A 13613-nucleotide genomic window follows, 5' to 3' on the forward strand; every position below is an offset into this window, starting at 1 on the left:
CGATTTTATTCCTGACACATGATTATCGCTTTGGCTATGTCTGGAAAACATCGAACAACGAGATGCACCCACTCTATCTAATTTCTGCAGTCTGGGGCGGGATGGATGGATCGATGCTGCTCTGGGCTGTGGTTACTTCGATTTATGGAATTTTCTGTGTCAGATCTTTGAGATTTGCCCAGCAAACTTTCCGCAGCGCAACGTATGCATTCTTTCACGCTGGGACACTTTTTTTCTACTCAGTCGTATGTTTTTTTACCAATCCGTTTCGACTGTTGCCGACTGAACAAATTCCAAGCGACGGGTCAGGATTAAATCCGCTTTTACAAAACCCTTCAATGTTAATTCATCCACCCTGCTTGTACTTAGGGTTCACCGGACTTTTAGTGCCTGCGGCCTTGATGTGCGGCGCCTTGATGACGCGTAGTCTAACTGCTGACTGGCTGGCAAGTTTACGACGAGCGACATTAATTCCCTGGGCATTTCTCACCTGTGGCATAATTCTCGGAGGTCATTGGGCTTATATCGAACTTGGTTGGGGCGGGTTTTGGGCTTGGGATCCGGTTGAGAACGCATCTTTCTTACCTTGGCTGACAAGCACTGCCTTAATTCATTCGATTATGGTGCAAGAGCGCCGCGGAATTCTGAAATTCTGGAACGCGCTGCTTGCGTTTCTTTCCTATGGGCTTTGCGTTTTTGGAACATTTCTCACGCGCTCGGGAGTAGTGCAGAGCGTACACGCCTTTGCCGAAACAGATGTGGGCTGGGTCTTTTTGTCGTATTTAGCGATTTACACGCTAAGCATTGCGCTGATCTGCTTTGCACGCTGGGAACAATTTGCAGCCGAGAACCCAATTGAGACATTTTATTCTCGCGAAGCGGTGTTTCTGATTAACAATCTGCTCTTAGTTTCCATCTGTTTTGCCACATGTTGGGGGGTGTTATTCCCTGTAATTAGTGAGGCGGTGGTTGGCGAGAAAAGTGTTGTCGGACCGCCATTTTTTAATCAAGTTAATAGCCCGCTATTTTTATGTCTGCTCTTCCTGATGGGCACAGGGCCGCTTTTGGCCTGGCGCAGAACGAGTTTATCTAAACTAAAATCATTACTTGCTTTTCCATTATTGGTTGGCAGTGCTGCAACAGTGACACTTTTTATCATTGATTTAAGTCGTCCACTTGCCGCACTAAGTTTTGGGATTTTACTGATGGGCATGACGACAATTCTTGCCGAATTTAGGCGAGGACTGAGAGTGCAAAATGAAATCTTGCCGAACATGAAGCGGCTCTCGCTAGCTGCAATTTGGAGATTAATCCGGCAAAAGCCACGGCGTTACTGTGGCTATCTTGTGCATGCAGGAATTTATGTGATGGCGCTTGGAATTATTGCCTCGAGTGTTTACAAAATCGAGCGTGATGTAAGTTTGGTACCAGGGGAGGCAGTTGAAATTGGACGCTACCGGATTGAACTTGCCAACTTACGTGAGCAAAGCTTTCCCAATTATCAGGCTTTAATTGCTGAAGTTAAAGTGCTCGATCGCAACAATTCATTAATTCAAATTCTTTTCCCTGAGCAGCGTTTTTATCCACGGGGAGAACAGGTTACCTCTGAAGTTGCGGTGCATTCGACCTTGCTTGAAGATGTTTATCTGGCTTTAGGCGGGCTTGATAATTCAAGCTCGGAAAGTCGCGCTGCGTTTAAAATTTTCTTAAATCCGCTGCAAGTTTGGCTTTGGATTGGAGCTGGAGTGCTTTTTTGTGGGATCTTTTTACTGATTGTCTTGACGCGATTGGAGCCTGTTGCGGTTGTGGCAGGTGGCAGTGCGCGAGTAGTAAGTCCAGTGTCGGGGAGGCAGCATGCATAACCTCGAGGCACTAGCTGCAGTATTCATTTGTATTTTTGGTGTTGCCCATTTAATCGTTCCATTTTTCGACGCCCAAGTTTTAATTGACGAGCCAAAGGCAGTTACCGCCTTGGACCAGGCACTCAAACCGCAGGTTGAACCACAAGTTTTTGAAGTTGAATTGGAAGAAGATTTTAAGGCGGGTAAATTAAGCCTGGAAGAGTATCAAGCGGAGAAAAAACATTTTTCTCCAAACACGCCAGATACGGATTAATGGAACAAGCAAATTTTATATTTGAAGATTTATCCAAGTGGTTCGGGCGCAAACCGGTTTTTACAAAATTGTCCTGTAAGCTTACAGCCGGAGAAATTCTTGGCATTCGGGGACAAAATGGCAGCGGTAAAACTACGCTCTTGCGCTGCCTGGCTGGACTAAATTCGCCGACAAGTGGAAAAATTAGTTGGCCCAACCAAGTAGCAAAACAATTAAAACGACCAGTGCTAGGAGTGCTCGATCACGATAATTTTTTCTACGAAACACTAAAATTAATCGAGATTTTAAAGATTCATGCAACTATTCGCGGACTCGATGACTTGGCTGTTACGCGAGTGTTGGATGATTTTGGGCTTCAAGAAATTAAATTTGATTTGATTTCTACACTTTCGCAGGGTTTTCGTCGTCGCGCTGCACTGGCAGTAGCTTTTTTGGGCGATCCACTAGTGCTGATCCTGGATGAGCCATTTTCAAACCTAGATGCAAAGAGCGCTGGGAAGCTGGTCGATCTTTTAAGACAAAGAAAATCTTCAACTAGCGTGACGCTACTCTCCTATCACCAGCAAGCAGAAGTTCAGGATCTGTGTGATTATAGTCTCGATCTATCGAACGGTTTGGAGAGCGACATCTCGCGAGGTGCTAGCCGGTGAAACTCTTGATTGCACTAGTGCGCCGTGATCTCAGCATGCTCATCCGCGACACTGCACTTTTCTATGGAGTGGTTGCAGTGGTGCTTACCTTTGCCACACTTGCTGGAATCTTGTCGCGACTTGCAGTAGCCGATGATCGGCTGCGTCTTGATCTTACTTTGGCCCTAATTGTTTTGAATTGGTTACTTGTCGGTCGCGAAGTGAGTCGGACTTTTGCGGAGAATGATTTCCAGAATCGCACCCTCAATGGTTTAGCAGTGATGGGCCTCGACCTGGGAAGTCATTTTATTGCCCGTGTGTTTTCTGGAACGGTTTTTGTCGCAGCACTAAACCTGCTTGGACTTTTCGCCACACTCTATATTTCTGGCCTCGATCTGTTTACTCAGGGATTCGCGCAGTTCGCTCCAGTTTTATTTACCCTCGGACTATTCGCACTGGGGATTACGGCCTTAGCTACCTTACTTGCGGCGATTGCAGTGCAAATTTCTGGCTTAGGATTAGTTTTCGACATTTTACTTTTGCCCTTGGCCATTCCGCAGACGCTCGGTGTGCTGGCAGTCTTACAATCGAGCGTTGAGCGAGCGCCTAATATTTTTCTAAGTTCAGCAATGCTATTGACTTTTGGATTTGCGATTTTAGTTGTAGGTTTGGGGTTGATCTTGTTTGAATTTTTAGTGAATTATGATCGTGCAAGGTAGGGGCGTTCAAGCAGATGAGTAATATTTTATCGCCAGAGCAGTTGATCTCCAGTGTTTGGGCCCGTTGGGTGCTGCCCAGTTTGAGTGTTTTACTAATCTGCCTCGTGCAATATCTGATTTTTATTGTTGTACCAGATGAAAATGTGATGGGCTCTGCGCAGCGCATTTTTTATTTTCATGTTGGCGCAGCTTTTACCAGCTATTTGATGATTGCCATACTTTTTATTGCCAGCGTTTATTATCTCTGGAGTGCGGACGCTCGATCTGATCACTTTGCTCGTGCTGCGGCAGAGATTGCGCTACTTTTTGCTTCAATCGTGCTGATTACCGGCATGATTTGGGGGAAGTCTTCCTGGAACACGTATTGGCGTTGGGAGCCGCGCATCGTTTCACAGCTAATTTTATGGCTGACACTTGCAGGCTACGTGCTTGTTCGTAAATTATTGGCCACAGAAGAAGTGCAGGCAGCGCGCTTTGCCGCTGTCTTAGGCGTGCTGGCAACGGTGTTGGTGCCTGTTGTGATTTTTTCGATCAGACTGATTGAGCCAAGTGCACAACTCCATCCGCAGGTAATCTCCAACCAAGGACTACGTGCCCCCAGCTTTGTTTGGACCTTACTGACTGCTACGTTGGCACTCGGTACTTTCGCTAGCTGGTTGTGGTTACTCTTAGTAGCTAAACTTTTTTTACAAGCTGAGATCACTAACCTTTCTCGGCAGCGCCATCTTGAAGAATAGGGGAATTATATGAATTCTAACACTCCACAGACCTATTGGTACCTTTTTCTAGGCTATACAGCTTTCTGGTTGCTAATCAGCGCGTTTCTTGTTGTATTTGGCAATAAATTGAGAAAAATGAATGATGAAATTGTGCGTTTGAAGGAGCGCAATTCTAAATGAGCAAGCAAGTTAGAAAAGCTGTAATCCCAGCAGCTGGATTAGGAACGAGATTTTTACCGGCAACAAAATCTGTGCCCAAAGAGCTACTACCGATCGTTGACACCCCAACGGTGCAGTATATCGTGAAGGAAGCTTCTGATTCAGGAATTGAAACAGTTATTTTTATTACAGGTCGTGGCAAGAACGCGATTATTGATCATTTTGACATCTATCCTGAACTTGAAGCTAAGCTTCAAGGGGAAGGCAAGTCAGAGTTATTGAAAGCTTTGCACGACACTAGCTATTTAGCGAAATTTGTAAGTGTCAGGCAGGGGGAGCCACGCGGGCTTGGTCACGCAGTGCTCTGCGCCAAGGACGTAGTCGGGGAGGAGCCTTTTGTTGTGCTTCTCGGCGATGATTTAGTTGATGCCGTGACACCCTGCACGCAGCAAATGATTGATATTTACAATAAATATCAAAAATCAGTTGTGGCTTTGATGCGTGTTGGTGATGAGGATGTGTCTAAGTTTGGAATTTGTGGCGGGCACCAGATTGCAGAGCGCGTCTATGAATTAGACACGATGGTTGAAAAGCCGAGCTTAACTGATGCGCCTTCTAATTTAGCGATTGTCGGACGTTACGTGCTTGGGCCAAACATTTTTAAATATCTCGAAGAGACCGATCCGGGTAAGAATGGAGAAATTCAATTAACTGATGCGATGGAGCGAATGATGAAGACAGAAGGCTTTATTGGTTACGAATTTAGTGGCCAACGCTTTGATGCGGGGGATAAATTCGGCTTCATCCAAGCTGGCATCCATTACGGCCTGAAGCGTCGTGATATTGCTCCACGCCTTAAGGCCTACATGCGCGAGTTACTGAACAGTAATTCTTAGCGCATTTTTGCTATGAACTGCAGTGACATTGCGTGGAAAATTTTACTCTCCAACCAAGCTCACGCAGTTCGTAGCGGAATTATCCGAGAAAATCCAAGAAAGCTTACGCTAATTCAAGCTGAGTGTTTGCTACAGTGGGTGATCCAGCAAGCAGATCTCAGCAATCGATTGGTGAGCGGCACACTTTACCGTTACATCTCAGCGCTCAGGCATTTCGCGCTCGATGACCAAGCCTTTGCCGAGGTGATTGATGCTCATGGCCTTAGTCTGCCACATAAAAAATATCGTGAGCAGGCCTTATTGCTACGTGACCAATTTGACGAAGTGCAGCGCAGGCTGAATTACTTCGCCGAGGAGCGCATTCTTGAACTGGCCTTTGAATTATTAAGTCAGGAACAAAGTAGTGCGCGTTTAATTTATCCAAAAAACGTGGAATTAAAACTTGAGACCGGTAAGCGAAGGTCAGAACTTGAAACTAAGTTTATTAACTTACTCTCGAAGCAGAGTGAAGTCAGTCAAACTGAGCTAGTTCATGATTCCAAGCTGGAGAATACTTTAATCCACACACCGCTTGCGCAAAAACTCCTCAGTTGCCTAGATGCTTGGCCGACTGCCGCAAAGGATAAGCTGAGTAGCGCGCAATTCCTCTCTTGGTATTCTGCTCAGAGGGTTAAGCTTGCTGATTATCGCCAAGCTTTAGCCAAGTTTGACCCGAAAATTAGTTCACAGTTACTCAGTGAACGAGTCCTGACACAACGCGCCATTACGCGATCGATTGTTGAAGCAAATCTTGCTTATCGATTGTTAATTGACCCAGATGCACCTGGGGTTGAACTAAAACCGCAAGATTCAATTTTAGGCTTTCAGGAGTGGAGTAAGATTCTACGACGTGTTCTTACTCAGAGTAGCTATGCCACACTAAGAACCAACGAATTTTACCAGAACGTAGTAAGCGTAAGCTTGTCGGAAAAAGCTCCGGGTGAAACCGAGGATTTAGCGGCGCGTGCATTGCGGGCGATTCAGAGCCGCAGTTCTAACCAACTTACCGCCTATGACGCTAAGTTTGAGGAGGAGTATCAAACTGCAACTGCCCTCAGCACCTATAGTGTTTCCGATCTGGAAATCCTAAGCGATTGCCCGCAGCGCTACTTTTTTCGCACAGTGCTTAAGCTTGAAAATTTAGATCAAGCCCCTGAGGATCGCATTCCAGCTGAAAGTGGAACACTCGTGCATGAAAGTTTGAAGCAATTCTATGCACTAAAAATTCCTGTCACCCGGGAAAATTTTCAAACTGCCTGTAATCATCTTAAGCAAATAGCACTTGAGCAATTTGAAAAGTCAAAAGAACGACAGCCTAGAGCAGCTTTAAAAGTGCTACCGACAATTGATTGGGATTCTTCAGCATTTTATCTTGCGGAAAAAGAATATATTCTTCGCGGTCTTGATCAGGCGTTAGACGCAAAAGTAAAATTACGTGGCCCATTGCGACGTGCACTAGAACTGCAACTTAACTACTTTAGTAGTTATCCAATCGCGGTTGAAGCGCAGTCATATGCTAATAAATCTGACCCGTTTTTCTATTTGGAGCGAGTTCAAGTTCGTGGAATTGTCGATCGCATTGACCAAGAGCAAAACAGATTTCACGTTTGGGACTATAAGACGGGCAGTGTCCCAAGTAGGGCTGATGTAAAGAAAAATCGAAGCCTACAGCCTGCGATTTATTCTGCAATTGTTGAAAAGCGTTTTGGTCAGGTTGCTCGTGTTGGCTTTATTCCGCTTGGCGGTAGAAACAATGAGCTCGAGGAGCCAACTGAAGTCACAGATTTGATTGATCAAGCAAAAACTCAGGACTTAATTCATAGGCTCGATCAAAGAGTACGCCAGGGTGATTTTAGTCAAGTGCTAGAGACTACAGCTTGTTCCTATTGTGAATTCTCGCGCATTTGCTTTCGCGATCAGCGCTTACTTGAGAAAAAACTTTTAGCGCAGCAAGCACAAGCAAAAAACACCACGCAGTCGACTCAGCTCGTAGTGAAAATCAAGCAGGAGCCAAGCACGGAGGTAAGCTCAAGTAGCTTTAGCCTCAGTCCGCTGCAGTTACTTGCTGCCGACCCACTCAAGAGCGTAGCCGTTAGAGCTGGGGCTGGATCGGGAAAAACTCAAGTCTTAGTCACACGCTATCTAAGACAGATCTTAATTGGTGCATCAGTAAAAAGTATTCTCGTGATTACTTTTACCGAGAAAGCGGCAGAGGAATTAAAACGCCGAATTTATCACGCGCTTGAACGCATGCAAAGCAGTCGCGCCTTTCTCGGAAACGAAATTTCAGAGGAAGCACTTAAGTCGGTTGAACTTGCCCGAGTTGATTTCTCGCAGGCGCGAATTAGCACAATTCATGGTTTTGCACGTGCATTAATTTTAAGAAGTGGACTTGAGCGCTATCAGCATACTCGAATTATTGCACCGCTTGAGCGTGAAGAATTGCTCTCAGAGATTTTTAGATCTGTGCTAGTCAATTCTAAAAGTGATCAACTTTTAAAGCTATACCGTCATGACATAGCTCGCCAGCGTCTCGCAGATTTAATCAAGCAAGCTATCTCTGAGCGCTTCCATGGTAAAGTTAAAGCTCAATATCAGCGTGAAGCATTGGAGCAGGATATTCGTTTACTACTGCAAGAACTTGCCGAAGTGAATTTTGAGAAGCTCATCTCACAATTAAAATTTTGGAATGAAGTTCAAAGACGCTGGTTTAGCGATGCTCAAGCAAGTCTTGAGACGCCGCAGCAGGAAATTTATGCGGGAATTCTAGAACGCACTGAAAAGCTTGAGCAGCAGCTAACCAGTCCAGCTGAGCTCAGTCAGCATCGCGAAAATATCGCTGAGCTATCGAATTATCTCAATCTTTATCGCCGCCGCGCACTCAAGAAACCGAAGAACTATTTAAAAATACTTGCCGACCTACTTGAGCAAATCTTACCTGAAATCTCATCTCTCGAGGCAGAATTAGCTTTTATTGAGTTGACTGAGGATTTTGAAAAAGTCGCAAGTGCGGTTGCCTACAACTACCAGCAGTCAAAGTTGCAGCGCGGAGCGGTGGATTTTTTCGATCTACTACTTGGTGCCGAGGAAATACTCAGCAACTACCGAGGTGGAGGCGGCAACCAATCGAGTCATGCAGGGTTTAAGTATCTCGATCAGATTCGTCACCTCATGCTCGATGAATTTCAAGACACCGATGCACGACAGTGGCAAATCGTTAAACATCTACTCACCGACGAAGGCCGAACACTTTTTGTTGTTGGCGATGAAAAGCAGTCGATTTATAGATTTCGTGGAGCTGAAGTCAATCTATTTCGCGAAGCTGTGCAGGCGGTTGAAGCACGTAACGGGCGGGTAATTTCACTAACCGAGAATTATCGTTCCGAGCCGCAAATTCTTGATTTTGTAAATCATGTTTTTGCTACCGAGATGGCAGATCTTAACTTTGAGCCGCTAACTGCAAAATTGCCGAGCAGTGGTAACTCAAGCGTGGAAGTATTTTTTGTCTCAGGAAAGGCAGATTCCGATAAAGACGCAGCTGAAGCCCAGCTCATTGCCCGTGAAATAAAAAGCCGGGAAATACAAAACGGGGGAACAAAAAACTGGATTGCACCGCAGCAAGAGATTGCAATTCTTGCGCGCACGCGCCTGCAACTAGAAAAGCTTGCTTTGGCATTAGGTGCCGCGGGCATTCCCTATACGGTCAAAAACAATCAAGCTTTCTTTGAATTGCAGGAAGTAAATGAGGTGGAGTTATTTTTAAAATTCATTGCAGCGCGGATTGATGGTAAACTTGATGCGATTTCTCTGGTAGGATTGTTGCGTTCTTCTTTGCTGGGTTATAGCGACCAGCAAATTTATAAATTGTCACTCCAGCACGATTCGTGGGAAAAGTGCGCACTGAGCTTGCCGCAAATTGCAACTTGGTGCCAGTTGGCACAAATCATTCCGGCAATTGACCTACTGGAAAGCATTTTCTTAAGTCCACACTTTGGTGGTGGGCTACAAGCGCTAGGCTACGCTGAACGTATCGCGAATGTGCAGTTACTGATTGCGACCATGCGTGAGTTAGATCCGCTGCTACAGTCGTATGAGAAGCTTGCGCGCTGGATTGCATATGAGAGATCTAGTGGCGGACATGCGCTAGCAAATGACTCACTAGCGAAAAATAAATCAGTTGAGAATAGGGATCGCAATCAAGCACCTCTACCCGTTGTGCTTTCTACTATTCATGCGGCCAAGGGACTAGAATTTGATACAGTGATTTTACCATTTCTTTCCAGCAAATTGCGTGAACGCTCGGATGCAATTCTTGGAAATTTAGGAAGTAATGAAATTCTTTGCTTGCCCCCGCGCAAGAATCAAAGCGTAGTCTATCAAACATTGAAAAAGTCAGAAAAAATTAGCGATCATCAGGAAGAGCTTCGCATTTATTATGTGGCTTGTACGCGAGCCAAAAAAAGACTACTATTGTCAGTGCGGGATGATGTGCTAAAGCAGCTGGAGAACGAAAGCAGTAAATATACGTTTGGAGCTACCTTGTTAAGTAAAGGACAGCTTGATGATGAAGAATCCCCTCATTGCTTCATCTACAATCAATCGCAAATACCAGTAAAGGTATTAGATCTGAGTACGTTATGATACGAATTTTGGGGATTCATGCGCCTAGAAACCTTTAGAAAAATTGTCAGTGAGAAAATTCTCGTGCTCGATGGGGGCATGGGAACAATGATTCAGGCTGCAAAGCTTAGTCCTGAAGATTACGCTGGGAAAATGCAGCTTGCCAAAGATCAAAAAGGCAATAACGACTTGCTATCACTGACTCAGCCAGATCTGATTCGGCAAATCCACTCAACTTACCTCTCAGCAGGTGCCGATCTGATTGAGACCAATACTTTTAATGCCAATCAATTTTCCCAAGCAGACTTTGCCTGTGAGCACTTAGTTTATGAGATGAATCTGACAAGCGTTAACCTAGTGCGCGAAGCGATTAAGCTTAGCTCGCCGAGTCAAAGTGCTTATATTGCTGGGTCGATTGGGCCTTCAAATCGCTCTGTTACTTTGTCACCTGATGTTGAGCGTCCAGGTTATCGCGCTACGACATTTGCTGATGTTGTTCAGGCCTATACGCCACAAATCAATGCGCTGATTGACGGGCAAGTTGATTTCCTGCTCGTCGAGACAGTTTTTGATACGCTGCTTTGTAAGGCTATTCTGTTTGCAATCGATCAAGCGTTTGCACAAAAAAATACTCGCTTGCCGGTTATAGTTTCAGGCACGATTGTTGATTTAAGTGGCCGCACGCTCTCCGGGCAAACCGCCAAGGCTTTCTATCATTCGATCGCGCATGCCCCAGAACTTGCTGCGGTTGGCTTAAACTGCGCACTTGGCGCAAAGCAAATGCGACCTTTTCTTGAAGAACTAGCTCGCGATATTCCTTATCCAGTCATTGCCTATCCGAATGCTGGACTACCCAATGAGTTTGGTGGCTACGACCAAACGCCGGGGCAGTTTTGTGGTGAATTAAAAGAGTTTTTGTCGCGCGGGCTGGTAAATTTAGTTGGTGGCTGTTGCGGAACAACGCCAGATCACATTCGCGAACTTAAAGACTTAGTCGAAGGTGTTAAGCCGCGAGTCATTCCGGAGCTTAAAGATCATTATCTTCATCTCTCTGGCTTAGAGCCATATACAAAAACTCCCGAGTCGAATTTTTTTAATATTGGCGAACGTACAAACGTAACTGGGTCGAAGAAATTTCTTGAACTAGTTAAAAATAATGATCTCGATACAGCTTTAACAATTGCGCGCGAGCAAGTGCTCTCTGGTGCCCAAGCTTTAGATCTCAATGTCGATGAGGGTTTGATTGATTCTCGGCAAATCATGCGTGATTTTGTGAATTTACTTGTATCCGAACCTGACATTTCGCGTGTTCCTTTCGTCTTTGATTCTTCAAAGTGGGAGGTGATTCAAGCTGGACTTGAATGCTGTCAAGGTAAGTCGATTGTTAACTCAATTAGCCTGAAGGAAGGGGAAGCGGAGTTTATTAAGCATGCCCGGCTTGCTCGTGCCTATGGGGCGGCTGTGATTGTCATGGCTTTTGATGAAAAGGGCCAAGCAGATACGCTCGATCGTCGCATTGAAATATGCCAGCGTGCCTATGATATTTTGACCAAGCAGGTTGGATTCCCGGCGGAAAATATTATCTTTGACCCCAACATTTTGGCTCTGGCGACGGGAATTGAAGAGCACAATAATTATGGCGTTGCCTTTCTTGATGCGGTGCGTTGGATTAAGACGAATTTGCCACATGCTGGCGTAAGTGGCGGTTTAAGTAACGTCTCTTTTTCCTTCCGCGGAAATAATACGGTGCGTAGGGCGTTTAATACTATTTTCTTATACCACTCCATTCGTGCCGGGCTTGACATGGCGATCGTCAATGCTGCTGAATTAGATGTTTATGAAAGTATTGACCCGACGTTACGTGATCACATTGAAGATGTTATTTTCAACCGTAGTCCTGATGCCACTGAGCGCTTGGTGCAATTTGCTGATAAATTAAAAGGAACTTCTACTGGAAAATCGGCAAGCGAGGATCTAACTTGGCGAAATCTCCCCGTAGCGGAGCGGCTGACGCATGCACTAGTCAAAGGCATTGCTGATTTTGTAGAAGATGACACCGCTGAAGCTTATCGTGAACTTAAAGAACCAATGCTTGTAATTGAAGGCCCCTTAATGTCTGGGATGAACGTAGTGGGAGAACTTTTTGGCAGTGGCAAGATGTTTTTGCCGCAAGTTGTAAAAAGTGCGCGTGTAATGAAAAAAGCCGTTAGCGTGCTGCTGCCATATTTAGAAAACAAAAAGGCTGCAGTTAGCAAGAAGCATGGCAAGATCTTGCTTGCAACCGTTAAGGGCGATGTGCATGACATTGGGAAAAACATTGTCGGAGTTGTCTTGGGCTGTAACAACTACGAGATCCTCGATCTTGGTGTGATGGTTTCTTGTGAGAAGATTTTAGAAACAGCTCGACAGGAAGAGGTCGATATTATCGGCTTAAGTGGCTTAATTACTCCATCGCTTGATGAGATGGTGCATGTGGCTAAAGAAATGGAGCGCTCAGGCTTTAAAATCCCGCTCTTAATCGGTGGGGCGACAACTTCACGCAAACACACTGCGGTGAAAATTGCTCCACATTACCAGCACGGCGTGGTGCATGTAAATGATGCCTCGCGAGCAGCACCGGTTGTCGGCAAGTTGATTAATAAAACGCTCAAGCCCGAATTCCTTGCGGAAATTAACTCTCAATATCAGAAAATTGCCGATGAGTTTGCGCAAAAAAAACAAGACCGACATTATTTACCGATTCAAGAAGCCCGCAAGCATAAGCCACAGCTGAGCTATGACCCAGTTGTGCCAAAATTTTTAGGCGTCAAAGTTTATGACGATTTTCCGCTTGCTAGGTTAAGAAATTTCATTGATTGGGGACCTTTCTTTAATGCCTGGGAACTCCCGGGGCGGTTCCCAGAGATTCTAGATTCAGAGCAATATGGCAAGGAAGCTAGAAGCCTTTATCATGACGCAAGTCAGTTGCTAGATACCTTGATTGACAAAAAACTGATCCGTGCCAAAGGCGTTGTTGGAATTTTTCCGGCAAATTCTACAGCTACAGATGATCTTAAAGTTTTTTCTTCGGAAGGTAAGTTGGAAGAGCTGATCACATTTAATATGTTGCGCCAGCAGGGGGAAAAGCGCGAAGGAATTTTTAACACTTCACTTGCCGATTATGTTGCTCCATTAGAGTCGGGGGTGCGTGATTACTTGGGCGCGTTTGCTGTGACGTCTGGAATTGGCTTAGCTGCGCTGGTTCAAGCTGCAGAAAAAGAGAACGATGACTACCGCTCGATTATGCTTAAGGCCTTAGCTGACCGTTTAGCTGAAGCTTTTGCTGAGTGTTTGCATCAGATCGTTCGTCGCGAGCTTTGGGCCTATGCGCCGGATGAGAATTTAAAGCCTGAGGCAATACTTCGCGAAAAATATCTAGGTATTCGTCCAGCGCCAGGCTATCCAGCCTGTCCCGACCACACGGAGAAGGAAAAGTTATTCAAGCTTCTAGCCGTAACTAAACACACTGGGATACAGCTTACGGAATCATATGCAATGACTCCGGCTGCAGCAGTTTGTGGACTTTATTTCGCCCATCCGGAAAGTCACTATTTTGGAATTGGTAGAATTCTTAAAGACCAAGTTGAAGAGTATGCAAAGCGTAAGGGCATGACAGTTGCTGCGGTGGAGCAGTGGTTAGCTCCGAATTTGTTAGATTAATCAGACTGACCTTTAGGT

At 45.3% G+C, this 13613-nt stretch carries 9 protein-coding genes; all 9 read left to right on the forward strand.

Translation table 11 applies throughout. The annotated features are described in order from the left end of the window. Positions 1 to 1862, forward strand: a 1862-nt coding sequence (locus JNK13_05340) for a heme lyase CcmF/NrfE family subunit (GenBank protein MBL7662158.1), incomplete at its 5' end; no start/stop codon positions are given. Further along, on the forward strand, positions 1855 to 2115 hold the full coding sequence (locus tag JNK13_05345; GenBank protein ID MBL7662159.1) for a hypothetical protein: 261 nt from the start codon (positions 1855 to 1857) through the stop codon (positions 2113 to 2115). The genes JNK13_05340 and JNK13_05345, both read left to right, overlap by 8 nt. Beyond that, positions 2115 to 2765 (forward strand): ABC transporter ATP-binding protein, encoded by a 651-nt coding sequence (locus JNK13_05350; GenBank protein MBL7662160.1) that lies wholly within the window; start codon positions 2115 to 2117, stop codon positions 2763 to 2765. Before JNK13_05345 ends, JNK13_05350 begins: the two co-directional genes overlap by 1 nt. Then, on the forward strand, positions 2762 to 3463 hold the full coding sequence (locus JNK13_05355; protein ID MBL7662161.1) for a hypothetical protein: 702 nt from the start codon (positions 2762 to 2764) through the stop codon (positions 3461 to 3463). Before JNK13_05350 ends, JNK13_05355 begins: the two co-directional genes overlap by 4 nt. 14 nt (positions 3464 to 3477) lie before the next feature. Then, positions 3478 to 4200, forward strand: a complete 723-nt coding sequence (ccsA, locus tag JNK13_05360) for a cytochrome c biogenesis protein CcsA (protein MBL7662162.1) — start codon at positions 3478 to 3480, stop codon at positions 4198 to 4200. Positions 4201 to 4209: 9 nt separating this feature from the next. After that, positions 4210 to 4362, forward strand: a complete 153-nt coding sequence (locus tag JNK13_05365) for a CcmD family protein (protein ID MBL7662163.1) — start codon at positions 4210 to 4212, stop codon at positions 4360 to 4362. After that, positions 4359 to 5237: a UTP--glucose-1-phosphate uridylyltransferase GalU gene (gene galU / locus JNK13_05370; protein ID MBL7662164.1), complete on the forward strand. Its 879-nt coding sequence runs from the start codon at positions 4359 to 4361 to the stop codon at positions 5235 to 5237. The genes JNK13_05365 and galU overlap by 4 nt, the downstream gene beginning before the upstream one ends. 12 nt (positions 5238 to 5249) lie before the next feature. Then, the gene (locus JNK13_05375; protein MBL7662165.1) at positions 5250 to 9917 is read left to right on the forward strand and encodes a UvrD-helicase domain-containing protein; all 4668 of its coding nucleotides are present in this window, start codon (positions 5250 to 5252) and stop codon (positions 9915 to 9917) included. Positions 9918 to 9935: 18 nt separating this feature from the next. Then, positions 9936 to 13595: a methionine synthase gene (metH, locus tag JNK13_05380; protein MBL7662166.1), complete on the forward strand. Its 3660-nt coding sequence runs from the start codon at positions 9936 to 9938 to the stop codon at positions 13593 to 13595. Positions 13596 to 13613: the final 18 nt, after the last annotated feature.

Source organism: bacterium, assembly GCA_016786595.1.
Lineage (GTDB): Bacteria > Bdellovibrionota_C > UBA2361 > SZUA-149 > JAEUWB01 > JAEUWB01.

Bases quoted from the DNA above. Each gene is read 5' to 3' on its own strand.
- JNK13_05345 (MBL7662159.1), top strand. From the start codon at position 1,855: ATGCATAACCTCGAGGCACTAGCTGCAGTATTCATTTGTATTTTTGGT.
- JNK13_05350 (MBL7662160.1), top strand. From the start codon at position 2,115: ATGGAACAAGCAAATTTTATATTTGAAGATTTATCCAAGTGGTTCGGG.
- ccsA (MBL7662162.1), top strand. From the start codon at position 3,478: ATGAGTAATATTTTATCGCCAGAGCAGTTGATCTCCAGTGTTTGGGCC.
- JNK13_05365 (MBL7662163.1), top strand. From the start codon at position 4,210: ATGAATTCTAACACTCCACAGACCTATTGGTACCTTTTTCTAGGCTAT.
- galU (MBL7662164.1), top strand. From the start codon at position 4,359: ATGAGCAAGCAAGTTAGAAAAGCTGTAATCCCAGCAGCTGGATTAGGA.
- JNK13_05375 (MBL7662165.1), top strand. From the start codon at position 5,250: ATGAACTGCAGTGACATTGCGTGGAAAATTTTACTCTCCAACCAAGCT.
- metH (MBL7662166.1), top strand. From the start codon at position 9,936: ATGCGCCTAGAAACCTTTAGAAAAATTGTCAGTGAGAAAATTCTCGTG.